Raw genomic sequence first — 23,311 nt, 5'->3', positions numbered from 1 at the left:
TTACAGCGCCGGCGGTTCCCCGCGGCCGATCACGATCTTCTGTCCCTCGACGTCCTCCAGGGCGGCGACGCGGCCACCGATCTCGACGCGACCGTCCTCCGTCTCGACGACCAGCGACGCCACCTCCTCGGTGTCGACGAACGCGACGTCGACGACCTTCCCGCGGACGGTCACGTCGGCGCCCGTCTCGATGTCGCGCCCCTCGACGGTCGCGTAGAACTCCTCGGCGTCGAACTCGCGGATGTCCTTCACGGCGCGCCGGATCGAGGCGTAGCGTCGGGGGAACGGTCGTTCCGCGCCGTCGGTGGCGAGCGTCTCGGCGGTCGTCCACAGCACCGTCCCGAAGAAGCCGGAGACGAGGAAGCCGAGCGCGGAGCGGTTGAAGATGACGCCGTAGCGCTCGCGGTCGTCGCGCAGGGCGTCCTGCGTGGCGTACACCGAGTACTCGCCGTCGCCGACCGCGAGGACCGGCGTAGTGATCCCGCGGCGGGCCCGCGCGATAGTCGAGACTTCGAGGTAGTCGAACTCCGCGGGGTTCGGCGCGTTCGACGCGGGCGTGACGAGCAGTTCGACGCTGACGCCCTCGGCGACCTTCGCGGCGAGTTCGTCGCGGAACCGGCGGAGGAGCCCCGGCGTGAGCGAGACCGCGAGCTCGTACTCGGCGTTGGCGATAACCTCTTCGAGGTAGCGGAGGATCGTCGAGCGCGACTTCACGAGCGACACCGCCTCGGTCTCTCGGGTCGGGGCCGTGTAGCGCGCCTCCAGTTCGTCGACCATCTCGGTGAACGAGGAGCGCAGGTCGCCGAAGGCGTCCTCGGGGTCGACGGCGACGATCTTCATCGGCCGCGACTCGCGCAGTTCGACGAGACCGCGGTCGGAGAGGCTCCGGACGGTGTCGTACACCCGCGGCTGTGGAATGTCGGTCCGATCGGCGATGTCGCTCGCGGTCAGTTCACCGTGTTCCAGCACGGCGAGGTACGCGTCGATCTCGTACTCGCCGAGGTTGAACCGGTCCCCGACGCGATCGAGCGTGTCGCGGAGATCGTCAGTCATGTCACGACGAATGAGGGGTGGGGATTTAGCTTTTTACTATGAGCCGAGTTGTACGCGTTTTCATATCCGGCTCCTGCGAGTCCGGTGGGCCGCGGAGTGCGACGGCAAACGTCGACGCCGGGCGTGACGGCAAACGTCGACGCCGACCGGCCGGGCTACATGTACATGCGGTCGTAGCCGCCTTCGGGCTCCCGTTCTTCCATCCGCTCGGCCAAGTCCTCGTAGCGGCGCTGGATCTCGGCGGCGAACTCCTTGAGTGGGGCCGCGTCGACGCCGAGGTCGTAGACCGCGTTCACGGTGTCGACGAGTCGCACCGCGGCGTCGACGTCGGGCGCCTGCGCGTGAACCGGGGTGACGAACACCCCGACGCCGAGCGGCGAGTCCAGTCCGCGTTCGAGCAGAGCGGCGTTCGCCCCGTCGAGGAAACCGGACTCCATCGCGGGCACGTCGCGGTCGTCGAGGCGGGCTTCGCGGTAGTCCTCGGTGGCGACGTGGAACGTCCGGTGGGCGTCGGGGCCGTGGGCGATCGGGACCCCGGCCAGCACGGCGATCTCGGAGACGCCGTCGGCCTCGGTCCAGTCGAGGAGGGAGTCCGCGAGCAGTGCGCCCAAGAACGGCGGGACGAACTGCTCTGCGATCAGGACGGTGACGTCGAGGTCCGGTGCGGAGTACAGGCGGATCGGGTGCCGGGGGACGCCCTTCGTGAACGGCGTGATAGACGGGATCCCGTCGACCGCGACGTGGCCGGTCGGTTCGAGGTCGAGGTCGTCGACCAGGTAGTCGACCGCGGTCAGGCCGGCGAGTCCGAACGACGAGAAGCCGGCTATCAGTACGTCTCCGGGCTGTGAATCGTGTTCGACGCTGAACCGCGGCGTCGTCGAGTCCGCTGGCGGTCGTGACATACCGTCCCTTCGCTCAGCGGCCTGTTAGTGGTTCCCCCGCTTCTCGCCCCGCCGGCCGCTGCCTCCGCACCCGTGAACGCCGACAGGCAGAAACGCTTTTTCGGATGGCCGACGGCGAATTCCTATGACCGTTCCGGAGGGTGCGGCGACCGCGGGGGTTCTCTCGCGACTCGGCGGGTTGGTTTCTCGGTTCGCGGACCTTCCGGGGGCGGAGGTTCTGACGGTCGCTTTGGCGGTGGCCACCGGAGTCGTCGTCGCGAACTTCCTCGTCAGGCTGATCGGCCGACCGGTGGCTCGCCGCGTGTCGCGACAGAGCGTCGCGCAGACGATCGTGCGCAGCGTGCGAGCGGGGACGATCGGCATTGCGCTGTTCGTGGGCCTCGACGCCGTCGGGTTCCAGTTCGCGGACCTCCTCTTGGGGACCGCGGTGTTCTCGGCCGTCATCGGTATCATTCTCGCGCCGATCGTCGGGAACTTCATCAACGGCGTGTTCGTCCTCGCCGACCAGCCGTTCGAGATCGGCGACATGATCGAGTTGGAAGACGGGACGGCGGGATTCGTCGAGGACATCACGATCCGGTACACGAAGATATTCACGCTGGACAACACCTTCCTCGTCGTGCCGAACGGGACGATGCGCGAACGCGACGTGACGAACCTCTCGGCGGAGGACGAGCGGACCCGCCGGTCGATCGACGTGCTCGTCACCTACGAGAGCGACATCCCGGAGGCGCGGCGGCTCATCGAGCGCGCGGCGCGCGACTGCGACGCCGTCATCGACGGCGGGCCCGACATCCGCATCGGCGTGGCGCGGTACATGGCGGGCCCGGACTGTCGCCTCCACGAGTTCGGCGACGACGGGGTCCTGTTACGGCTCCGATACTGGGTCGAGAAACCCTACAAGCTGGCGAAGGTCCAGTCCGACGTGAACACGCTGATCCGCGAGCGACTCGCGGACGCGGACGTCGAGATGGCGTACCCGCACCGGCACCTGGTCTTCGACGACACCTCCGGCGTCGCGCGCGTCGACGCCGATCCGAACCCCGACCCCGTCCCGGCCGCCGGCTTCGATGAGTCGACCGGACGCCCCGAGCCCGACGAACCGACGGGAGTCCCCGCCGGCGACGAGACTCCCGCGCCCTCGGAGGGCGGCAACACGCCCGGAACGGGGACCGTCCCCGAGAACGGCGGAACCGATCGCGACCAGTCAGGATCTGACTCCACAGCCGGTCAGCGGAGCGATCTCTCCCCGGATCGCGAAAGCGACAGGTCGGAGCGGTGACGGGATCGGAAGTCTGATAGCGCCCGCGAAGCGTTGCTACAGCAGTGAGCGACGAGCCCGCTGAAGACCCGACAGACCCCTCTGACGACGGTCCGGACGACGGACCCGACGGCGAGCCGAGCGACGGACCCGACGGCGAACCGAGCGACGGACGCGACGACGAGCCGAGCGACGCGTCTCCCGACCACGTCGACGAGGAGTCGATCACCGAGGGAAGCCTCCTCCGCCCGCTGTTCCGCCTCGCGTGGCCGATCGTCGTCATTCAGCTGTTACAGGTGACGTACAACATCGTCGACACCCTCTACCTCGGTCGGCTGTCGGCCGAGGCCGTCGGCGCGATCAGCCTCGCGTTCCCGCTCATATTCCTGCTGATCGCGGTCGCCGGCGGCTTCACGACCGCGGGGGCGATCCTCGTCGCGCAGTACACCGGCGCCGACGGCGACGGCTCGGCAGGGCTCGTGGCCGGGCAGACGATCTTCACCGTCTCGGTGCTGTCCGTGCTCATCGGGATCGGCGGCTACTTCTACACCCGGCCGGCCCTCGAACTCCTGCCCAGCGACGCGGAGACCGCGGCGACGGTGATCCCGCTCGCGGCCGACTACATGGAAGTGATCTTCCTCGGGATCCCCCTGATGTTCGGCTTCTTCGTCTTCTCGGCGCTGATGCGCGGCTACGGCGACACGCGGACGCCGATGGCGGTCATGTTCGTCTCCGTCCTTCTGAACGTCCTCCTCGACCCGTTCTTCATCTTCGGCTTCGAGGGGAACCCGCTGTTCGAGTGGCTCGCGGCGGTTCCGGGGCTCGCCGCGCTCGACCCGGTCGCACTGGAGGCGACCCTGCTCTCGGCGACGGGGATCACCGGGATCGGCATCCAGGGCGCCGCGCTCGCGACGATCCTCTCGCGGGGCGTCGCGACCGCCATCGGGCTCTGGGTCCTGTTCGGAACCGGGTACGGCCCCGACGTGAACTTCGGTCACCTGATTCCGGACCCGGATTTCATCCGCGACATCTTCCGGCTCGGGCTCCCGTCCAGCGTCGAGCAGACGACGAGCGCGCTCGCGATGATCACGCTCACCGCGATGATCGTCACGTTCTCGCCGCCCGTCGTCGCCGCCTACGGGCTCGGGAACCGCCTCATCTCGCTCGTCTTCCTCCCCGCGATGGGACTCGGCCGCGCCATCGACACGATGGTCGGCCAGAACCTCGGCGCGAACCGGGCCGACCGCGCCGCCAAGGCCGTGAAGTTCGCCGCCACGACCGGCGCGGGCGTGATGTTCCTCGTCGCGGTCGTCGCCGTGGCGTTCACCGAACCGATCGTGGGTGTCTTCCTCGGCGACGTGCCGGACGCCCCGGCGACGATCGGCTACGCGGTCGAGTACGTCCGCATCCGGTCGGTCGAGTTCGCCTTCATCGGCGTCTCGCAGGTTATCCTCGGCGCCTTCCGCGGCGCCGGCAACACCAAGACCGCGATGGTCATCTCGATTCTCACTCTCTGGGTGGGGCGGGTCGCGAGCGTGGCGTATCTCGTCTTCGTGGCCGACTGGGGCGAGACCGGGGTGTGGGTCGGGATGGCGCTCGGAAACGTCCTCGGGGCCATCGTCGGCGTCATCTGGTTCTCCCGTGGCACGTGGACCGAGCGGTACATCGACGAGCCCGACATCGACGTCGACCCCGTGAGCGACGACCCCGTCGGCGACGACTGAGTCGCTCGGTCGAACTCAGTGCCTGAACAGGTACACCGCGTCGTCGTCGCGAAGGAGACAGAAGCGCGCGCCGTCGTTCTCGGGGAACGTCGTCCCCCGCTGTCGGCTGACGAACAACCGCGAGAAAACGCCGTCACACACCGGGCAGGGCACGTCCTCGCGGTTCTCCCAGAGGCTCGTCGCACCCGCGTCGCGGAGCTGTTTCAGTTCGTGGCGGTGGTCGTGAACGTCGAAGTCAGTCATGGGCGAGCGTTCGGCGGAAGGGTGTTGAACGTGTCCTCGCGAGTCTCAGTTCGGAGAACGTGAGCGGACGAGCGACCGCTTCGGGCGGGCCGTCCGAGCGGGGGCTATCCGTCGATCCGCATCGGCTGCGCCTCGCCGTAGGTGAGCGTCCGCCACGCCCACTCGACGGGCCCGAACCGGAAGTACCGCAGCCAGACCACCGACAGGGGAATCTGGACTGCCCAGACCGCGACGACGATCCCGATCGCCTCGACGCGGCTGACGTATCCGAACAGGCGGAGGCCGTGCCCGTAGAATATCGTGGTCGCGATGACGGTCTGGAGCAAGTAGTTCGTGAACGCGGTCCGACCGACCGCGGTGAGCGCCGTAGTCACGAACCCCTCGCCGCGCCAGCGGACGAACAGGGTGACCCCCCCGACGTACCCGCCGGCGACGAGCAGGCTCCCGACGTAGTTGAACTGCCGCCAGAACAGCGCGGCGCCGGCGCTCCAGTCGTTCGCTTCGATGTACGCGACCCCGGCCACGACGACCGCGACGCCGACGACGCCGCCCGCGACGAGTCGCCGGTAGAACCGCGTCGAGCGCTCGCCGGTCAACACGCCCCACCGGTACAGCGCCATGCCGAGCAGCATGACGCCGCCGACCCGCCAGAAGCTGGCCCCGATGAAGCCGCTCGTCTGTCGCTGGAGCGACGAGTCGACGCGGTGGCTCATCTGCTCGAGCCACCCGCCGCGGTAGGCGGCCACCTCCTGGCGGATCGCCGTCTCCGCGGGCATCCACTGACCGGCGATCGCCTCGCCGCCGATAGACACCGCGGCGAACAGCTCGATCGCGGGCACGAACAGCAGAAAGATCCCGGCGAGCCCGGCGAGCCGGCGCGCGTCGAGATCGCGGACGAACAGCAGGAACAGCCCGCAGAGCCCGTATGTCACGAGGATGTCGCCGTACCACAGGAGGTACGCGTGGAGGAGCCCGATCGCGATCAGCACCGCGGTCCGGCGGAGGTGAAGCCGCGCGGCGTCTTGGCCCTTGTCCTCTTTGCTCTCGATGAAAAGCAGGACGCCGGCGCCGAACAACGCCGAGAAGACGGTGATGAACTTCGACTGCGCGAAGACGTGTCCGACGAACCACGTCCAGTAGTTCGCGCCGGTGAAATCGCCGTACACGTTGGGGTTCAACAGCGTCGCCTCCGGCATCGAGAAGACGCGAATGTTGATGACGAGGATACCGAGCAGCGCGAACCCCCGGAGCGCGTCGAGGCTGGTGATCCGTTCGGAGGGCGGCGTCGGGCCGGGATCGCTGGTCACGAGTTGTGCGGCGAAACGACCCCCAGCACCGAATAGGTTCCCATCGCGGTCGACTCAGTCCAGCCGGACCGCCGCCCCGGTCTCGGAGGACCGGTAGATGGCGTCGATGACGCGCTGGACGCGCAGCCCCTCCTCGACGGTGTTGATCGCGGGCTGCTCCCCCTCGGCGACCGCTTCGAGGAACGTCGCCTGCTCGGCGGCGTGGCCGTTGCCCTCGCGCGTCTCGACGCTCGCGTCGGTGAGGTGGTGGCCGCCGCCGACGCCCGCCTCGTGGATCGTGAGGTCGTCGCTGCCGCGGTCGAACGTCGCCCCCGCCTCGGTGCCGCGGACCACGAACTCGTCGGTCGCGGGCCGGTTCGTGGCCCAAGCGACCTCCAGCGAGACCGTGGAGCCGTCTTCGGCCCGGATGAATGCCGACGCGGAGTCGTCCACGTCGAACCCCTCGGGGCCGGCGTCGTCGCCCCACATGTGGACGTACGCGTAGTCGTCGCGGCCGCCGAACTCCGAGCGCGTCTCGCCGGAGACCTCCACGACCTCGGGGTGATCGAGGAAGTAGAGGGCCAGATCGATCGCGTGGACACCGATGTCGATGAGCGCGCCGCCGCCGGCGACGTCCGCGGACGTGAACCACGACCCGCGGCCGGGCACGCCGCGCCGGCGCACGTAGTTCGCCTCGACGTGGGTCGTCTCGCCGAACCGGTCCTCGTCCTGGTAGTGTTTGACCACCTGGACCGGCTCCGCGAACCGGTTGTTGAACCCGACCATACAGAACCCCTCGGCGGCGCGGGCGGCCTCCGCGATGCGCTCGGCGCTCTCGAGCGTGTGCGCCAGCGGCTTCTCCAAGAGTACGTCGAGGCCGGCCGAAAGCGCCGAGGTCGCGTACTCCTCGTGGAAGCGGTTCGGCGTGGTGATCAACACGGCGTCGCAGTCGTCGTAGAGGTCGTCCTCGTCCTCGTATGCGTGGAGGCCGAACTCCTCGTGGAACCGCGCCCGGGCGTCTGCGTCGATGTCCATTCCGCCGACGAGGTTCGCGCCTCGCTCGGTGAGCTTCGTCGCGTGGTGGGACCCGATCCCGCCGAGACCGACGATCCCGACGGCGACGTCGTTCGGATGCGTCATGGGCGGCGTTCACGACGGTCGGTGTTAAGGCTCACGTCATCCGAACGCGGACGGAGATAGAGTTTCAGCGCCGCTTCCGCAGGTTCACGCGATCGGCGTCGCGAGGACGGCCGCGAGCGCGGCGTCGACCGCCGCCGGCGCCATCGAGTCGACGAAGTCGAAGAGGCCACCGAGCGCGCCGGCGTTCTCGGCGAGTCCGTTGCCCGCGTCGACGAGGGCCCGGAACTGCTCCGGTTCGCGGGCGACCACGAACCGCCCGACCGAGGCCGCGGTGACGAAGAACGCCAGCGCGGCGAGGGCCCGCGAGATCGCGAGCAGCTTCAACAGGATCGGGAGGGCCAACGCGAGCGCGAGCGCGGCGACGACCCCCGTCACCACCGAGCCGATCGACTCGGCGAGCGAGAGGTCGACGACGCCGGCCCCCGAGAGGAGGACGAACCCGCCGACGAACAGGACCAACGCCCCCCACATGGTCGCCGCCAGCAGGCCGACGCCGCCGTCGTACCCTTTCCCGGCGTCGTCCGGAACGTCGTCGTGAACCCACGGGTTGCGCATACTCGCACTCGGCGGTCGGCGTTGATATAGATCGCTTCAGATCTCGGAAACGCTCGGCGTGAAACGGAGTGGCGGAGCGATTCCGGGAGAGTCGGCGGCCGGATCGGCCCCGAAGGAGTCGACGGATAGATCGGCCCCGAGAGTCACTCGTCGGGTAGCCGTCCGGTCATCCACTCGCTCGCCTGCGGCTCTGTCGGATCGGTGACGACCTCGACGAGCGCCGGGCCGTCTCGGTCCCGGGCCCGTTCGACCGCCTCGGCGACGGCGTCGCGGTCGCGGACGCGCTCCGCGGGCACGCCCATCCCCGACGCGACCGCGACGAGGTCGAGCCCGGTCTCCTGCCAGCCGTAGCTCGCGTCGGGGAACCCGTACGAGCGCGACGCCTCCTCGCTGATGATCGCGTAGTCGTCGTTGTTGAGCGCGACGACCGTGACATCTATGCCCTCGCTCGCCAGCGTGTGGAGCTCGTGGACGCACATCATGAGCCCGCCGTCGCCGGTGAGCGCGACGACGTCGCGGTCGGGGTTCGCCAGCTTCGCCCCGATCGCCGAGGGGAGCCCGGTTCCCATCGTGGCCCACGAGCCGGGGTTGACGTACGAGCGAGGCCCCGACGCGGGGAAGGAGACCAGCGTCCAGAGCCTGAACCCCCCCGCGTCGGCGGTGACGACCGCTTCCTCGGGAACCGCGTCGCGCACCGCCGAGAGGACCTCGACGGAGCGGAGCCGACGGGGGTCGGCGGTCTCCCCGCCGTCGTCGCGATCGTCGGCCGCCTCCGTGAGCGCCGCGAAGCGTTCTCGATCGGCCGCGCGAACTGACTCCGCGCGCTCCGCGCCGGAGCGGACCCCGGACTCGGTCCCTCCGCCGATCGCGCCTTCGGTCAGTCGCTCGTCGAGCGCCCGGAGGAAGCGGTCGGCGTCGGCGACGACTCCGAGGTCGGCCTCGTAGCCGAACCCGATGTCGTCGCCGTCGAGCGTGACGTGGGCCAGCGTCTCGGGCATCGAGACGGACCACGAGGCGGTCGCGACCGCGTCGAGGTCGGAGCCGACGACGAGCCCCACGTCCGCCCCCGCGAGGAGGTCGCGGAGTTCGGTGCTCGCGCCCCCGCAGAGGACGCCGGCCGAGAGCGGGTGGCTCTCCGGGAGCGTCCCCTTCCCCTTGTACGTCGTCACGACCGGCGCGTCCAGCCCCTCCGCGACCGACCGCAGGGCGTCGCTCGCGCCCGACCGCCGGACGCCGCCGCCGGCGAGGACGACGGGGGTCGCCGCGTCGTCGAGCAACGCAGCTGCCTCGCTCACCGCCTCCGCGGGCGGTGCGGGGGACGGGGTCGGGTCGCGGTCGCCGACGGCCGGCTGGCGGGTCCGGCTCGCGAGCACGTCCTTCGGAATCCCGACTCGGACCGGTCCCTGCGGGTGTTCGCGGGCGGTCCGGATCGCCTCGGCGACCGCCGGGACCGCGCCCGCGGGCGAGTCGACGAGGACGTTCTCCTTGACGACGGTGTCGTAGGTCTCCGGCGGCGTCTCGTGAATCCCGTCGCCGCCGCGGACCGACCGCTCCGTCTCGACGGCGAGGTGGAGGAGGGGGACGCAGTCGTTGGCGGCGTTTTTCAGCCCGTTCATCGCGTTCGTGTCACCGGGGCCGGGAACGACGCAGGTGGCCGCCATGCCGTCCGCGTCGCTCGTTTCGGCGTATCCCCACGCCTGGTGGGTGACCGCGGTCTCGTGGCGGGCGACGACGAAGCGCGCGTCGCGGTCGGCGAGCGCCCGATTCAGCGGGAGGGTCTGTTTTCCCGGGATGCCGAAGACGGTGTCGACGCCGCGGTCGAGCATGGCGTCGACGACCGCCTCTGCGACGGTCGGGGTCGGGCCGTCTTCGCTGTCGGCGTCGGGCGAGGGCTCGTGGGCGTCCATGTCGCGAAGTCACCGGAATGCGTGTTGAAAGCTTCGCCCTCCGGCGAGTCGCGGCCGGACCAGCGGGCCCGACGCGGTCGAGGGCAGACCGACGAGAGAGCCGGCCTTACCGCGTGTACATGTACACTTATGTTCGCGTGAGCTGTCAAATGGTATGTATGCGCTTACCAGAGACCCGTGACCTGTTCGCGAGGAAACTACAGTTTCCGGCGCCCAGAAGCGCGGTGTTGGAGACGGTCGGTGAGACTGAGCTCTCACCGCCGGACGGAGAGTCAACGACGATTCGAGCGGTCATCGAGCGGTCCGACGTCGAGACGTTCGACTCGGCCGACGACCTCTATGACACCCTGATGATGCTCGTCGGCGCCCAGTTCATCGGCCGCCGCTACTACGACGACCGCGGCGGAATGCCGGGAGACGAGGAGAACGAGGTGAGTTTCTGATGTCCGTCACGCTCGTGTCGGGGGTCAACGGCGTCGGTCTCTCCAGCGTCTGTCAGGCGGTCAGGCGCGGGCTCGGAGACGGGTACAAGCTGATCAACTTCGGCGACGTGATGCTCGAACAGGCGGCGACGATGGGGATCACGACCGAACGGGCGCAACTCGGCCGGATCTCGCAGACCGAGACGCGCCGGCTCCAGCGTCGCGCGGGCGAGTTCGTCGCCGAGGAGGCGGAGCAGACGAACGTGCTCCTCTCGACGCACCTCGCGGTCGAAACCCTGACCGGGTACGTCCAAGGGCTCCCCGCGGAAGTGCTCCACGACGTCTCGCCGGACGCGTTCGTCCTCGTGGAAGCCGACCCGGAGACGATCCTCGAACGCCGTCGAGAGAGCGACCGCGACCTCGACGGGGTCACAGAGCGACAGATCGACTTCGAACAGGACCTCAACCGATCCGCGGCGCTCCAGTACGCGAGAGACCAGAACGCGCCCGTCCGGTTCATCGAGAACGAGGGCGAACTCGAGGACGCGGCCGAGCGCTTGGCTGACGCGCTCTGAACTGCCGATCGCGATGGGCCGGCCTTGACGAGCGAAACCGCCGGCCGGGCGAGCGGGACGAGCAGCACCGCCCCGCGGACTACTCAGCGACGTTGGTCTCGCGGACGCGGACGCCCTTCCGACCGAGGTGGCGCATCTGTCGCTGGGCGAACTCCTCCTCGCTGGAGCCGCGGGTCGCGAGGACGTACACGAGCGCGGAGCCGGTCGGTCGCATCGTTCGGCCCGCCCGCTGTGACCCCTGACGCCGGGAGCCGCCGAGCCCGCTCGCGACGACCGCGAGTTCGGCGTTCGGGAGGTCGATCCCCTCGTCGCCGACGCGGGAGACGACGAGGACGTCGAGCGACTCGTCGTCGTGGGCGGTTTCGCCGCCGCGATCGCTGCCCGCCTCGCCGTCCGCACGGAATCGCCGGAACAGTTCGGCGCGTTCGTGGTGGGGGGTCTCGCCGCTGATGAAGGGGGCTCCGAGCGCGTCCGCGATGGCCTCGCCGTGGTCGAGGTACTCGACGAACACGAGCGCCTTCTTGTCGCGGTGAGCCGCCAGCAGGTAACGGATCTCCTCGACTTTCGCGGGGTTCTCCGACGCGACGCGTCTGCGCTCCCGACCGTCCGCGGCGGCGTACTCGCTTTGCGCCATCTCGTCGCGCCACGGGACGTACCGGATCTCCACCTCGGGCTCCTGGACGAAGCCGGCCTCGAAGAGCGCGTCCCAGTCGGCGCCGATCGGTCCCCCGATCAGGGTGTAGATCTCCTCTTCGCTGTCGGTCTCGCTGACCGGGGTCGCCGAGAGCCCGAGCCGATGTTTGGCCTGTAGCTCCGCGGAGCGGGAGAACACGGGGGCGGTGATGTGATGTGCCTCGTCGAAGCAGATCAGGCCCCACTTCCGGGAGTCGAACAGCGAGCGGTGGCGGTCCATCCCGGCGATCTGGTAGGTCGCGATCGTGACCGGTCTGATCTCCTTGGTCCCGCCGTGGTACAGCCCGATGTCCCCGGGGTCGATCGTCGAGTGTTCGAGCAGCTCGTCGCGCCACTGGTCGGCCAGTTCGCGGGAGGGGACCAACACGAGGGTCTCGCCCCCGACCGCGGCGATCGTCGCGATGGCGGCGACCGTCTTGCCGGAGCCCGGCGGCCCGACGTACACGCCCGACTTGCGGTCAAGGAACGTCTCCACCCACGTCTCCTGGTAGTCGCGCAGGTCGGTCGTGAGTTCGATCTCGACGGGGTCGCCGGTCTCTAGGTCGCGGTCGTCCTCGACGGGGTAGCCGGCGTCGTAGAGCGCGCGTTTGATCGCGGCGACCGCGCCCTCGTTGACCCACGCCTCGGTGTCGGATATCGGAGCGCGGAGGTGCTCGTCGTCGAGGTGTTGGTCGGCGACGTTCCCCATCAGGTTCTCCGAGGCGGCTTCGAGGACGACGTAGCCGTCCGCGTGCGTGTACAGCCTGAAGCGGTGCGCCCGACGCCACTGGTCGCGGACCCACTCTTCGAGGTGTTCGAACCGCCGCGGCAGCACCGAGCGGAGCGCCCCGACGAGCGCGTCGGCGTCGTCGTACGGCGCGGCCCACACGTCCTCCTGTCTGACCCGGTAGAGATACCCGCGCGTACCCGGCTCGGTCCCGGAGGTGTCCACGAGGTGCGCGAACTGCGACAGTCGCGCGCGAGTGTACTGCGTCGGTCGGTCGACGACGATCTCTCGGCGCTCGGGGAAGACCACGACGCGCTCCCGGGTCGCCAGCGCGCCCCAGTCGCGCGGGTAGAAGACGACGGGGTCGGCCTCGACGTCGAGGCGGTCAACGTCGCCGCGGTCGGCGAGCGCGCCGAGCGCGTCGCGGGCCGCCGCCTGCGTGGTTCCGAGCCGTCGGGCGACCTCGCTCGCGGTCGCGACCGGTCGCTCCTCGGCTTCGAGCGCCTCGTGGAAGCGCTCCAAGGAGAGTTCGGCGTCAGAGCTGTCTGGGTCGGTAGCCGCGTCGTCGGTAGCCGCGTCCTCTGTGGGAGCGTCGCCGGCGTCGTCGCCGGTGTCGTCGGTCATCACCATCGCTTCGGCCGCGACGCGGAAATGGATAGCGTCACCGGACGAGAGGAGTCGGAGACGGTCGCTAGATCGCGACGGGTGGCTACCGGGGTGAACACCGCCGAAGCCCCAGCCGCTCGGGTATAAATTGTTGACTGCGGATCGGTGCCGAACGCCTCCAAAGCCTCGTCGCTGGCGCCGCCGGCGCCAGCGACTCCCTCGCGCGTGCGCCTCGCATCCTTCGGACGCTCGGGGGCACGCGCCGCCGCATCGTGTCGCCACTCATAAATCGCGTGAAAAGTCGGATTTCGTTTATAAATAGCGTCGCGAACTACCGCCCCGGCGACTGCTTTCGACAGCGGCGCGAGGTGATCCCCTCCTTCGAGCGGAACCGACAGCCGCAGTCGGTACAGCGCACGAACGGGTCGCCGGGAGCCGTTTCGAGGCGGTGTTCGCCGACCTCGAACGGTCGGGTCACGGTCCGAGGGCGGATCCGGTCCGGGATCGGCGTCGACGCCGACTCCGAGAGCGCCGCCCGCACGGCGATGGTGTCGACGTCGACGCCGTCCCAGCGCGTCGCCTCCAGCGCGGCCTCTCGGTCGGCGACCTCGGTCCAGCCCGTGACGACGACGGGGGAGTTCGTCTCCGTGTCGCTCACGACGACGACGAAGCGCACGCCGCCCTCGACCAGGGCGAACCGCCACCCGTCGGTGCTGTTCCAGCGGAGCTGTCCCTCGCGGATCGCGTCGCTCACGGTGCGCGTCGAGACGTACCGACCCGGCTGTTCGAGACGCTCGCGGAAGTGATCCGTCAGCGCGTACAGCCCGGGGTCGCGGACCGGCGGGTCCTCCGGGGTTCGCGTGGCGGCGTCTCCGCCGTGTGTCGGATCGACCGATCGATACTCCGCGTTTTGATCGGTTCGGCCGGCCCGAGCGCGGCGACGCGCTGGCGACTCCGGCGGCGACCGGGGCCGCGCGTCGGCCTGCCGGCTCGCGGCGGCGGTCGTGGAAGCGGTCCGACGCTCCGTCGATCCGGGCCCGAGGGGCTCCGCGTCCCCCGACCCGCCCTGTCGGGATGCCACTACGACACCGTACCGAGCGCGCTCTTAAGTGTGTTACGGCGACACAGGGTGTGAGACCGGCCGGCCGGGGGCAGTCGCGGGCCGCGGAAGCCACTTTGCCGGTCGCTCCGTATTCAACCTATGACGCGTGCCGCCGCGAGATCTGGCTTCGACGCCTTCCTCACCGACGCCGTGGACGCGACCAGAGCCGAGTTCAGCGTCGAGCGGGCGCTCCGCGGGACCGGGCTCGGCCCGGGCGGCGCGGTCGTCGACCGGCTCCGAAGCCGCGCCGACGCCTTGGAGCGCCGCGTCGTCGAACCGGAGCTCGCGGCCTACCGCGACGACGCGCTCGCGCAGTTCGACGTGATCCTCCGGTACGCGAGCGGCGACGACCCCGTCGACGCGTACGCCGACGAACTGGTGGCGAAAGACGGGTTCCACGACGCGCTCGCGGACGACGTGTCGGCGGAAACCGCGACGGCCGTCGAGGCGGCCGTCGTCGAGCGCTGCCGACGGCTCGGCGACGCGCTCCGACCGATCGTCGCCCGGCCGGAAGACGCGTTCTGGCCGGCGGCGCTCGGGGCCTTCGACCGCGACGAGGCGACGGAGCTGGTCGAGGACGCCTTCCCCTTCACCGGCGTGTTGCGGGAGTTCCCATCCGCGTTCGCCTTCGAGGTCCGAATCGACCCCGAAGAGGTACTGGGCGGGCCGTTCGCGGGCGCGCTTCCGAGCGTCTCGGTGGCGTACACCGACGAGGCGACGCGGGCGATGCGGCGGGCCGAGCGACGCGTGATCGAGGAGACGAAACGCGAGGTCGCGGCCCGCTTCGACGAGTGACCTGACGCGAGGGCCCGTGCGTGACGACCGCGTGGCGATCGCCGCGATGCGTAGTCGCGCCGCTATCGGCGTTCGAAACGGGGGCGCGCCGCGCTACTCGTGTCCGGAGACGCGGACCGGCTCGTACGGCTCTTCGAGCCACTCGACGTCCGAGTCGGTGAGGTCGACGTCGAGCGCCTCGACCGCGTCCTCGAGGTGCTCGACGCTCGAGGTGCCGACGATGGGCGCGTCCACGACCTCCTTGCCCGCGACCCATCGGAGCGCGATCTGCGCCATCTTCACCCCCTTCTCGTCGGCGAGCTCCTCGACGCGGCGGTTGATCTCCTCGCCGCCGCCCTCGCGGTACGGACGGCCGAGCTCCGTCTCGTGTTCGCCGCGGGTCGTCGCGTCGTCATCTTCGTAGGGGCGCGCGAGGTACCCCGCGCCGACCGGGCTCCACGGGATCATCCCAACGTCCTTCTTTCGGCAGAGGGGGGCCATCTCGCGCTCCTCCTCGCGGTACGCGAGGTTGTAGAGGTTCTGCATGGTGACGAACCGCTCGTACCCCTCGCGCTCGCTGACGTGAAGCGACTCCGCGAACTGGTGGGCCCACATCGAGGAGGCGCCGAGGTACCGCACGTCACCGCGACGCACGGCGTCGTCGAGCGCCGCGAGCGTCTCCTCGATCGGCGTGTCGTCGTCCCACCGGTGGATCTGGTAGAGGTCGACCGTGTCCATCCCCAGCCGGTCGAGGGAGTTCGACAGCTCCTGTTCGATCGCCTTCCGGGAGAGGCCCCCGGAGTTCGGGTTCGACTCGTCCATCTCGCCGTACACCTTCGTGGCGACGACGAACTCGTCGCGGTCGTACTCGGCGAGGACGTCGCCGAGGATCTCCTCGCTCTCGCCGTTCGAGTAGACGTTCGCCGTGTCGAAGAAGGTGATTCCGAGTTCGATCGCGCGCTCGACCAGCTCGCGACCCTCCTCGGCGTCGAGCATCCAGTCGTGACCGCTACCGAAGCTCATACAGCCGAGCGCGAGCCGGCTTACCGTCGCCCCCGTCCCGCCGAGCGTCGTGTACTCCATGTGAGCCCTGTCGGTCACGGGTGGAATAAAACGTCCCGACCCGGCAGACGCGGGGGGAATCGGTTCCCCTCCGAAGGGTTGACGCCCGACTCGCGGACGACCGCTAATCGGCCCGCAACGCGTGTCTGCGGATCGAATCGGTCGGTCCCGTTCGCGCCGCGCAGTCGCTCACCCCGACTCCTCGAAGCCCCAGAGCCCGACCTTGCGCTCCCGCGCCTCGGACTCCGCCGCGGCGTACGCGTCCCGCTTCGCGAATTCCGTGTCGTACAGCCGAGCGTACCCCTCCGTGAGCAGACGCTCGTTGAAGTCCTCGCCGTCGACGTACAGCACCGCGAGCAGGCGCCCGTAGCCCCCTCGGCGGTCGCCGCCGGTGACGACCGTGACCTCCTCGCCGGCGAGCTCCGACTCCGCGAACGCCGACGCCTCGCCGCCCCACGTCCGGAGGTGTGCCCGGCCGGCGTCGGTGTCGGGAATCCGCTCGAACTCGCCGGGCGACGTCGACTCGGCGCTCGTCTCGGGCGTGTCGACGCCGAGGAGCCTCACGGTGTCGACCTCGCCGTTCGGGAACTCGACCTCCATCGTGTCGCCGTCGACGACACGCACGACGGTGCCCGTCCAGGCGGTGTCGTCCGGATCGTCTGGGTCGACGCCGTCGGGGTTGTCGGGTGGTGATTCGAGATCGGCGGGCGGCGAGTCGGAGCCGACATCCGGGACCGACGCGCCGGCACAGCCGGCCAGCACGACGAGGAGGACGACGGCGATCGGCCGCCAGCGAACGCTCATACGTACTCGTCGCCGGGAGCTGTGAAAAGTCGGGTGATGGCGGCGTCAGTCTCGCGGTCGGCGGCAATCAAGCGATTTCGGCGAGTTTAGTCTAAACCGAGTGCTGCTGCGGCTATCGCTGTTACTAACAGTATCGCAATTATCGCAGCAGACACGCCTGTGAATGCCGGAGTTGAGGCTAGTGCTGATTGGATGTCGACAGCCACCACTAGCAGTGGCCCCGCGAGGATCAGGAGCACACCACCTCCCAAGACCAATCGTGGATCAATCTGCGCTCGATTGTTGTGTCTATACTTTCGCTTATCGACCTCTGACTCCGACCGTGGAGTCGGACTTTCTTCTTTTTCTGACATTGCGAATAGTAAGAGAGGAGCCATATGTAAAAACCGGAAACATCTTTCACAGGCCTTCTAAACCCGTTTATCGACATAAACAGGGGTATTAATACTCGTAAACACCGACTCAATGATTTTTATTCCCTGTTATCTTATACGAATTCATGAGAACACTTCCAAAAGAATTCCATGAAGAATTCGAGCAAAAGGGGGATACTTTTTTTGAGATAGCAGAGCTTCTTTATTATAATCCGAATCGGCGATTTACGCAGGAAGAGCTTGCCGAGAAAATGGATTGTTCGACCACGGTGGTCAGTAACCATGTTACCGATATGGAAGATTCGGAGTGGCTCTACCGTCGCAAAGGTCAGACAGTATTTGCTTGGGATACAGACGAACACAATCCCGCTAGTACGGAGGGAACAACTGCGCTAAGAATCTTCTACGCAGATGTGTGGAGCATTATAAAAAAGCACTCTGAGACAGTGCCAGGTACCTTTGCGTTACTCGGAGCTACGTTGATTCTTGGTGCGTTGGTTGTTTTTGCCTTCTATGTTGGATTCTCACTAAGTATCACACAGGAGTCTGAGATTCCAGCGCTGATCTATGCTACAATCGCATTGGGATCATTTTTGACGGGGCTTATTGTCTCGTTCTTGTCTCCTATTCAGGCCAAAATTAACAGTCTCGTGTGGAAGTACTTCCCAGTCAAGAGATTTCGGGAGGATTAGCGCCTGCCTTTCACCCCGATGGGAATGACGATTGGGTGGACCAATCGCCTCCACACCTGATCAAGCGGCGTCGGATACGACCTCATATGTTCGATCGCGTCGTCGAACGTGGCGAGCAAGCGGATAAACGCGAAACCGCGCCCGTAGCCGGGTAGTACGGCCAGATCAACACGAAGCCGGACAGCGACAGCGCTACCCCCACGTAGAAGCGGTTCGGGACCGACGAACCCGAGTTAATCCCTCGGCGAAAGTAAAGCTGCCAACCGCTCGCGGTCGCTCACGGTTGCTGAGGTTCAGTCCGCCCTCCCCGAATTGAACGGGGGACAAGTCGATCTACAGTCGACTGCTCTACCAGGCTGAGCTAAGGGCGGTTACCGAAACATAGCCGCCGGATTCGACTTAAGGGTTCCCTTTCAAATCCGGTGTGATCCGCCGTACCGCGGCCCCGATCGCCGGACTCGAAGCCCACGCTCGCGTCGCGACCGGACCGCCCTCGCCGCGCGGCAGTTAAGTCGTTCCCGCCGGGAGCGAGACCATGGCCGACGGCGACGACAGACAGGCGACGTTCGGGTCGGACGGGAGCCTCGAAACCGAGACGACGCCGGACGCGACGGGCGAGAACGACTTCGGCGAGCAGAAGGAGGCGAACGAGACCGACGGCGGCTACAGCCGCTACGTCGTCTCCAGCCTCCTCCAGAAGGCGGTCCGCCGCTCGGACGAGGAGGTCGCCGCGTGGGCCGCGTGGGAGCTGGCCCGCTCCGGCTACGCCTGGAACCTCTGGGACCGCCTCAACCTCTACGTCGTCGAGGACCTCCGCGCGGGCGACGAGGTCGCGCTCACCATCGAGCGCTACGAGGAACTCGCCACCGAGCGCTGGGAGCCGGACGCGTGGAAAGGCCGACTCTGCGGGATCCACGCCGCCCTCGCGGCCGCCCGCGCCCGCTCGACCCGCGAGGCGTCGAACGCGGACGCCTACTTCGGCGCGGTCGCCGAGATCAGGGCCGAGGCCCGCGAGCGCGGCGAGGAGCCCGCCCACGACTTCCCGGTCGGCGACCTCGAACCGGAGGGCGCGTTCGACGCCGTCTTCGACGGCCACACCGGCGAGGGGTCCAAGCGCGGCCGCGGCACCCGATTCTTCAAGACTCACGGCGCGCGGGTCGGCCCGGAGGGCGAAGACGAGCAGAGCGCCCGCTGGCAGCGGCTCGCGATGCTGCTCGACGGGGACGCCGAGTACGACGAGTCCGAACTCGACCGCGCCGTCGAACCGGTTGACCCCGACGACCCGTGGGGGGATTCGGACGCGGACGAGTCGGAAACCGATGATTCGGGAGACGATGAACCTGGAGACGACGAATCGGGAGACGACGAATCGGAAGACGACGAGTCAGGAGACAGCGGTTCCGGATCGCTCACCGACTTCGCGGAGTGACGATCGGTCGGTGAAAAACCGGCTCTGAAGGGGTACCGCTCGACGGAGTGAGACGAGAATCGGGGCCGCGAGACGGGAGCAGCGAGCGGACGACCGGCCCGCTACCGGTCTCTGAACTCGACCGTGTAGCCGTTGTTACGGAGCGCTTCGACGAGGTCGTCTCCGGGTTCGATCGTGAACTCGTGGAACGAGTTGGTGGGGCTGTCCGCCGAATACAGCTCCGAGTCGATGTTGTCCGGAATCTCGTTTTGATGGGAGTCTTCCTGAACGACGACCGGCTGACTGGGAACCCGGCCGGAACCGTTACTCTCTGTCATTTGGATATATACTCTTAGCCCCGTTCGGGTATTTGCATTCCGATTCGACTCCGGCCCGCCGACCGGAGCGCGCCCGGCGGACCGTCGCCGCCCGCGAACCCCCGCTCTCGACCGGTCTCGTCGATCCCCGCTTCCGCCAACGCTTATCCGATCAGCCGCGTTATCGGGGCCATGACGAACGTCGCAATTGTCGGCGGTGGACCGGCGGGCCTGAGCGCGGGGCTGTTCGCGAGCAAGAACGGACTCGACACCGTCCTCTTCGACACGGACGGGACGTGGATGCACAAGGCGCACCTGTTCAACTACCTCGGCGTGGGATCGGTCGGCGGCAGCGAGTTCATGGCCACCGCCCGCCAGCAGGTCGACGACTTCGGCGTCGACCGGCACCAGGGCGAGAAGGTCACGGGCGTCGAAGCGGTCGGCGACGGTTTCACCGTGACGACCGAGGACGAGGAGTACGAGGCCGACTACGTCGTCCTCGCGACGGGCGCGAACCGCGACCTCGCCGAGTCGCTCGGCTGCGAGTTCGACGACGACGACACCGTGAGCGTCGACCTCTCGACGGAGACCAGCGTCGACGGCGTCTACGCCACCGGCGCGATGGCCCGCGCCGAGGAGTGGCAGGCGGCCATCTCCGCCGGCGACGGCGCCGCGGCCGCGCTCAACATCCTCTCGAACGAGAAGGGCGAGCACTACCACGACTTCGACGTGCCCGACACCGCGGCGTCGGTGTTCGGCGACCTGATCGACGACGACGCGTAACGCCGGCCGCAGCGGTCGCAGCGTTTCCTTCGTATTTCGACCGGCCAGCGTCGCTCAGCGGCGTGACAGTCGCCGCCGGACCGCGTCGACGCCGCGGCGCACCCGGCCGGCGACCCGCAGCGCGGCGAACGCGCCGCCGACGAACCAGTCGGTCGGGATCCGGTCCGGGAAGGTCAGTGGTCCGATCCGCGAGACGCCGACCGTCCGGGTCTCGGTGTACTTGCGAATTCCCTCCGGCCCGTGCCGGCGGCCGATCCCGGAGTCGCCGAACCCGCCCATCGGCGCGTCGACGGCGCCCCACGTGGCGAGGAACGCGTCGTTGACGTTCACCGTCCCGCAGTCGATCTCGCGGGCGAGTTCGGCGCCGCGCTCGCGGTCGGCGGTCCAGACGCTCGCGTTGAGGCCGTACGGCGAGTCGTTGGCGGCCGCGACCGCCGCGGCCTCGTCGGGCACCGGCGTCACCGCGACGACGGGGCCGAACGTCTCCTCGCAGGCGACCGTCGCGTCCGGGTCGACGCCGGTCAGGATCGTCGGCTCGTAGCAGTACGGGGCGACGTCCGGGCGCGCGCGTCCGCCAGTCTCGACGGTCGCGCCGCGCTCGCGGGCGTCCGCGACGTGCGACTCGACCCGCGCCAGCTGGTCCGCGTCGACGAGCGACCCGAGGTCGGCGTCGTAGTCGTAGCCGGTCCCGAGCGTCAGCGCCTCGGTCTCCCGGACGAAGGCGTCGAGGAACTCCTCGTACGCGGACTCGACGACGTAGAGCCGCTCCGCCGACAGGCAGAGCTGCCCCGCGTTCGAGAAGCACGCTTGGACCGCGCCCCGCGCGGCCTCGTCCACGTCCGCGTCGCCGCAGACGACGAGCGGGTTGTTGCCGCCGAGTTCCAGCGAGCACTCGATCAGGTTCCGGCCCGCGCGCTCGGCGATGACCCGGCCGGTCGCCGTGCTGCCGGTGAACGCGACGTGGTCGACCGCGTCGATCAGCGGCGGGCCGACGGTCGGCCCCTCGCCGGTGACGACCTGAAAGAGGCCGTCCGGGAGCCCCGCGACCTCCAGCAGTTCGTCGAGCAGCAGCGCGCCGTACGGCGTCTTCTCGTCCGGTTTGAGGACGACGGCGTTGCCGGCGGCCAGCGCGGGGATCGCGTCCGCCATCGACAGCGTCAGGGGGTAGTTCCACGGCGAGATGACCCCGACGACCCCGGTCGGTTCGCGGGTCACCGTCGCGGTCGAGAGTCCGGGCGCCACGCCGCGGCGCCGCTCCTCGGCGAGCACGTCGGGCGCCTCGCCGGCGACGTACGAACAGCCCGTGGGCACGTCGAACAGTTCCTCGACCGCGGTGCGCCGCGACTTCCCGGTCTCCAACTGGAGGAGGTCGAGCAGCTCCCCGCGGCGGTCCGCGACGAGGTCGCCGAACCGGTCGACGATCCGCGCGCGCTCCGTCGCGGGCGTGTCGGCCCACTCGGCCTGCGCCTCGCGGGCGCGCTCGACCGCGGCCTCGACGTCGGCGGCGTCAGAGGCCGGAACGGCACCGATCCGCTCGCCCGTCGCGGGCGCGGCGACCTCGATGACGGCGGCCGACGAGTCGGCGTCGGCCCCGGATCCCTGTGCGACTCGGTCGGCGAGCGTCGACAGCCGGCGCGGGGCGAGCGAGGCCGCGCCCGTGAACGCGTCGGGGGTCTCAGGTGCGTCGGGGGCGCCTGCCTCGGAAGAGTCCGTGAAAGCCATCCGTTACTCAGATCAGGAGCGGAGCGGGGAAAGTCGTGCCGGTGGGTAACCGGTCGCAGCGGGTGAACGCGGGTCAGTCCGTCGCGTCGGTCGTCTCCACCGCCGGTTCGGCGGCCGGCGGCTCCTCTCCCTCGGAGAGCATGTCGATCACTTCGACGAGCAGCGACACGACGAGGGGGCCGACGATGAGCCCGACCGCGCCGAGCGAGAGTATCCCGCCGACGAACCCGACGAAGTACAGTCCCGGCGATATCTTGCCGGCCCAGCCCGCGAGTTGCGTCCGGATCACCGCGTCGGGGACGAAGGAGACGATGACGAGGCCCAACACCAGCACGGCGACGGCACGCCCGGGCTCGCCGACCAGGAAGTCGCCGGTGGCCAGGCCGACGACGAGGATGCTGGGGCCGACCACGGGGATGAACTGGAAGACGCCGGCGATGACGGCCAACAGGATCGGCGAGGAGTACCCGAGCACCCGGAACACCGAGAGCGCGAGGACGAACGTCGCCGCCGCCGTCGCGGCCTGGAGGACGTAGATCGAGTACAGCGTCTCCCGCGTGCGCTCGTGGAGCCGCATCGGAATGTCCTGATACTCCGGGGGAACGATGCTGAAGACGGCCGTCTCGACCGCCACCGGCCGGTACAGGATCCCGTAGACGAGGAACGTGAACACGACCAGCTCCAAGACGAGGACGGGCGCCGCGCTCGCGACGGCGATCGCGACCTGTCGGACCCACGCCTCGGCGGCCGCCGCGTACGGCGCGATCTCGATGACCGTCTCGAAGTCGCCGACGCTGATCGGGACGACGTCGGGAATCCGTTCGAGGATGACGATCAGCTCCGACCGGCGCTGATACAGCACGTACAGGAGCGGGGCCACGAGGAGCGCGGCGGCGAGGAAGGCGATGACCGTGGTCGCGGCACACGCGATCCGACGGGAGAGGCCGTGGCGGACGAGCCGTTGGCGGACGGGGTAGAGGACGTACGCGAGGGTGACGGCGAAGACGACGGTTCGCAGCACCTCCGCCAATACGACGGCTGCGAGCGCGGCCATCGCGAAGAGTAACGCGCTCAACAGTCGCCGTCGGTTCAGTACCATGGTACCGGGTCGCAATCGGTGGCAAAAGTCGTTGCGGTGGCGTCGTCGCGAGGGATCGCGGCCCCGCGGTCCCGCGGTCGTCGATTCTCGGAGCCGGCCGC

General features: G+C 68.9%; 23 protein-coding genes and 1 tRNA gene. 8 read left to right on the top strand and 16 right to left on the bottom strand.

Annotation, left to right across the window (positions count from 1 at the left end; all coding sequences use genetic code 11):
- Together trmB and ACZ5KW_RS10360 are read right to left on the bottom strand one after the other, a co-directional pair.
- A complete protein-coding gene (gene trmB, locus ACZ5KW_RS10365) occupies positions 1 to 1,053 on the bottom strand; it encodes an HTH-type sugar sensing transcriptional regulator TrmB (protein ID WP_343777822.1) in 1,053 nt (350 codons plus the stop codon).
- A 155-nt stretch (positions 1,054 to 1,208) separates the two neighbouring features.
- Positions 1,209 to 1,955 carry a proteasome assembly chaperone family protein gene (locus tag ACZ5KW_RS10360; protein WP_343777820.1) on the bottom strand — a complete coding sequence of 249 codons (747 nt, stop codon included), beginning with the start codon at positions 1,953 to 1,955 and terminating at the stop codon, positions 1,209 to 1,211.
- Positions 1,956 to 2,079: 124 nt separating this feature from the next.
- Here ACZ5KW_RS10360 and ACZ5KW_RS10355 point away from each other — a divergent pair, with 124 nt between their 5' ends.
- Positions 2,080 to 3,237, top strand: a complete 1,158-nt coding sequence (locus ACZ5KW_RS10355) for a mechanosensitive ion channel family protein (protein ID WP_343777818.1) — start codon at positions 2,080 to 2,082, stop codon at positions 3,235 to 3,237.
- Positions 3,238 to 3,281: 44 nt separating this feature from the next.
- On the top strand, positions 3,282 to 4,940 hold the full coding sequence (locus tag ACZ5KW_RS10350) for an MATE family efflux transporter (protein WP_343777816.1): 1,659 nt from the start codon (positions 3,282 to 3,284) through the stop codon (positions 4,938 to 4,940).
- Between the two features lie 15 nt (positions 4,941 to 4,955).
- On the opposite strand, the gene ACZ5KW_RS10345 is transcribed toward ACZ5KW_RS10350, so the two are convergent.
- The 5 genes from ACZ5KW_RS10345 to ACZ5KW_RS10325 all read right to left on the bottom strand — a co-directional run bounded on the left by ACZ5KW_RS10345 (position 4,956) and on the right by ACZ5KW_RS10325 (position 10,071).
- Complete coding sequence (locus ACZ5KW_RS10345; RefSeq protein WP_343777814.1) at positions 4,956 to 5,183, bottom strand: DUF7385 family protein; 228 nt, start codon at positions 5,181 to 5,183, stop codon at positions 4,956 to 4,958.
- A gap of 104 nt (positions 5,184 to 5,287) precedes the next feature.
- Complete coding sequence (locus tag ACZ5KW_RS10340; RefSeq protein WP_343777812.1) at positions 5,288 to 6,490, bottom strand: DUF418 domain-containing protein; 1,203 nt, start codon at positions 6,488 to 6,490, stop codon at positions 5,288 to 5,290.
- Between the two features lie 54 nt (positions 6,491 to 6,544).
- A complete protein-coding gene (locus tag ACZ5KW_RS10335) occupies positions 6,545 to 7,609 on the bottom strand; it encodes a Gfo/Idh/MocA family protein (RefSeq protein ID WP_343777810.1) in 1,065 nt (354 codons plus the stop codon).
- A gap of 84 nt (positions 7,610 to 7,693) precedes the next feature.
- Entirely contained in the window at positions 7,694 to 8,164 is a 471-nt protein-coding gene (locus ACZ5KW_RS10330) for a hypothetical protein (RefSeq protein ID WP_343777808.1), read from the bottom strand.
- A gap of 143 nt (positions 8,165 to 8,307) precedes the next feature.
- Complete coding sequence (locus ACZ5KW_RS10325; protein WP_343777806.1) at positions 8,308 to 10,071, bottom strand: thiamine pyrophosphate-binding protein; 1,764 nt, start codon at positions 10,069 to 10,071, stop codon at positions 8,308 to 8,310.
- 158 nt (positions 10,072 to 10,229) lie between these two features.
- Here ACZ5KW_RS10325 and ACZ5KW_RS10320 point away from each other — a divergent pair, with 158 nt between their 5' ends.
- Both ACZ5KW_RS10320 and ACZ5KW_RS10315 read left to right on the top strand, forming a co-directional pair.
- A complete protein-coding gene (locus ACZ5KW_RS10320) occupies positions 10,230 to 10,514 on the top strand; it encodes a DUF5789 family protein (RefSeq protein ID WP_343777804.1) in 285 nt (94 codons plus the stop codon).
- Positions 10,514 to 11,068 carry an adenylate kinase gene (locus ACZ5KW_RS10315; protein ID WP_343777802.1) on the top strand — a complete coding sequence of 185 codons (555 nt, stop codon included), beginning with the start codon at positions 10,514 to 10,516 and terminating at the stop codon, positions 11,066 to 11,068. Before ACZ5KW_RS10320 ends, ACZ5KW_RS10315 begins: the two co-directional genes overlap by 1 nt.
- A gap of 79 nt (positions 11,069 to 11,147) precedes the next feature.
- Here ACZ5KW_RS10315 and ACZ5KW_RS10310 read toward each other — a convergent pair whose 3' ends face one another.
- Both ACZ5KW_RS10310 and ACZ5KW_RS10305 read right to left on the bottom strand, forming a co-directional pair.
- On the bottom strand, positions 11,148 to 13,091 hold the full coding sequence (locus ACZ5KW_RS10310) for a DEAD/DEAH box helicase family protein (RefSeq protein ID WP_343777800.1): 1,944 nt from the start codon (positions 13,089 to 13,091) through the stop codon (positions 11,148 to 11,150).
- A 313-nt stretch (positions 13,092 to 13,404) separates the two neighbouring features.
- Positions 13,405 to 14,154 (bottom strand): hypothetical protein, encoded by a 750-nt coding sequence (locus ACZ5KW_RS10305; RefSeq protein WP_343777798.1) that lies wholly within the window; start codon positions 14,152 to 14,154, stop codon positions 13,405 to 13,407.
- Positions 14,155 to 14,274: 120 nt separating this feature from the next.
- Between ACZ5KW_RS10305 and ACZ5KW_RS10300 the strand changes: the two genes are divergently transcribed.
- A complete protein-coding gene (locus ACZ5KW_RS10300; protein WP_343777797.1) occupies positions 14,275 to 14,970 on the top strand; it encodes a hypothetical protein in 696 nt (231 codons plus the stop codon).
- Positions 14,971 to 15,063: 93 nt separating this feature from the next.
- Here ACZ5KW_RS10300 and ACZ5KW_RS10295 read toward each other — a convergent pair whose 3' ends face one another.
- From ACZ5KW_RS10295 to ACZ5KW_RS10285, 3 genes are all read right to left on the bottom strand, one after another.
- Positions 15,064 to 16,032, bottom strand: a complete 969-nt coding sequence (locus ACZ5KW_RS10295; RefSeq protein WP_343777795.1) for an aldo/keto reductase — start codon at positions 16,030 to 16,032, stop codon at positions 15,064 to 15,066.
- 168 nt (positions 16,033 to 16,200) lie between these two features.
- Positions 16,201 to 16,815, bottom strand: coding sequence for a thermonuclease family protein (locus tag ACZ5KW_RS10290; RefSeq protein ID WP_343777793.1), 615 nt, complete (start codon positions 16,813 to 16,815; stop codon positions 16,201 to 16,203).
- Positions 16,816 to 16,901: 86 nt separating this feature from the next.
- The gene (locus ACZ5KW_RS10285; protein ID WP_343777791.1) at positions 16,902 to 17,054 is read right to left on the bottom strand and encodes a hypothetical protein; all 153 of its coding nucleotides are present in this window, start codon (positions 17,052 to 17,054) and stop codon (positions 16,902 to 16,904) included.
- 260 nt (positions 17,055 to 17,314) lie between these two features.
- On the opposite strand from ACZ5KW_RS10285, the gene ACZ5KW_RS10280 reads away from it, so the two are divergent.
- Complete coding sequence (locus ACZ5KW_RS10280) at positions 17,315 to 17,881, top strand: MarR family transcriptional regulator (protein ID WP_343777789.1); 567 nt, start codon at positions 17,315 to 17,317, stop codon at positions 17,879 to 17,881.
- Between the two features lie 297 nt (positions 17,882 to 18,178).
- Here ACZ5KW_RS10280 and ACZ5KW_RS10275 read toward each other — a convergent pair.
- Positions 18,179 to 18,252, bottom strand: a tRNA-Tyr gene (locus tag ACZ5KW_RS10275).
- 164 nt (positions 18,253 to 18,416) lie between these two features.
- Between ACZ5KW_RS10275 and ACZ5KW_RS10270 the strand changes: the two genes are divergently transcribed.
- Entirely contained in the window at positions 18,417 to 19,310 is an 894-nt protein-coding gene (locus ACZ5KW_RS10270) for a hypothetical protein (protein ID WP_343777787.1), read from the top strand.
- A 101-nt stretch (positions 19,311 to 19,411) separates the two neighbouring features.
- Here the strand turns inward: ACZ5KW_RS10270 and ACZ5KW_RS10265 are convergent, their stop codons facing one another.
- Positions 19,412 to 19,627, bottom strand: a complete 216-nt coding sequence (locus ACZ5KW_RS10265) for a hypothetical protein (protein WP_343777785.1) — start codon at positions 19,625 to 19,627, stop codon at positions 19,412 to 19,414.
- Between the two features lie 171 nt (positions 19,628 to 19,798).
- On the opposite strand from ACZ5KW_RS10265, the gene ACZ5KW_RS10260 reads away from it, so the two are divergent.
- Entirely contained in the window at positions 19,799 to 20,389 is a 591-nt protein-coding gene (locus tag ACZ5KW_RS10260; RefSeq protein ID WP_343777783.1) for an NAD(P)/FAD-dependent oxidoreductase, read from the top strand.
- A gap of 54 nt (positions 20,390 to 20,443) precedes the next feature.
- On the opposite strand, the gene ACZ5KW_RS10255 is transcribed toward ACZ5KW_RS10260, so the two are convergent.
- The gene (locus tag ACZ5KW_RS10255; protein ID WP_343777781.1) at positions 20,444 to 22,111 is read right to left on the bottom strand and encodes a succinic semialdehyde dehydrogenase; all 1,668 of its coding nucleotides are present in this window, start codon (positions 22,109 to 22,111) and stop codon (positions 20,444 to 20,446) included.
- A 73-nt stretch (positions 22,112 to 22,184) separates the two neighbouring features.
- Positions 22,185 to 23,210 (bottom strand): AI-2E family transporter, encoded by a 1,026-nt coding sequence (locus ACZ5KW_RS10250; RefSeq protein WP_343777779.1) that lies wholly within the window; start codon positions 23,208 to 23,210, stop codon positions 22,185 to 22,187.
- Positions 23,211 to 23,311 lie beyond the last annotated feature (101 nt).

Source organism: Halorubrum ejinorense (genome assembly GCF_055389685.1).
This window is presented reverse-complemented; position numbering and strand designations above follow the sequence as displayed.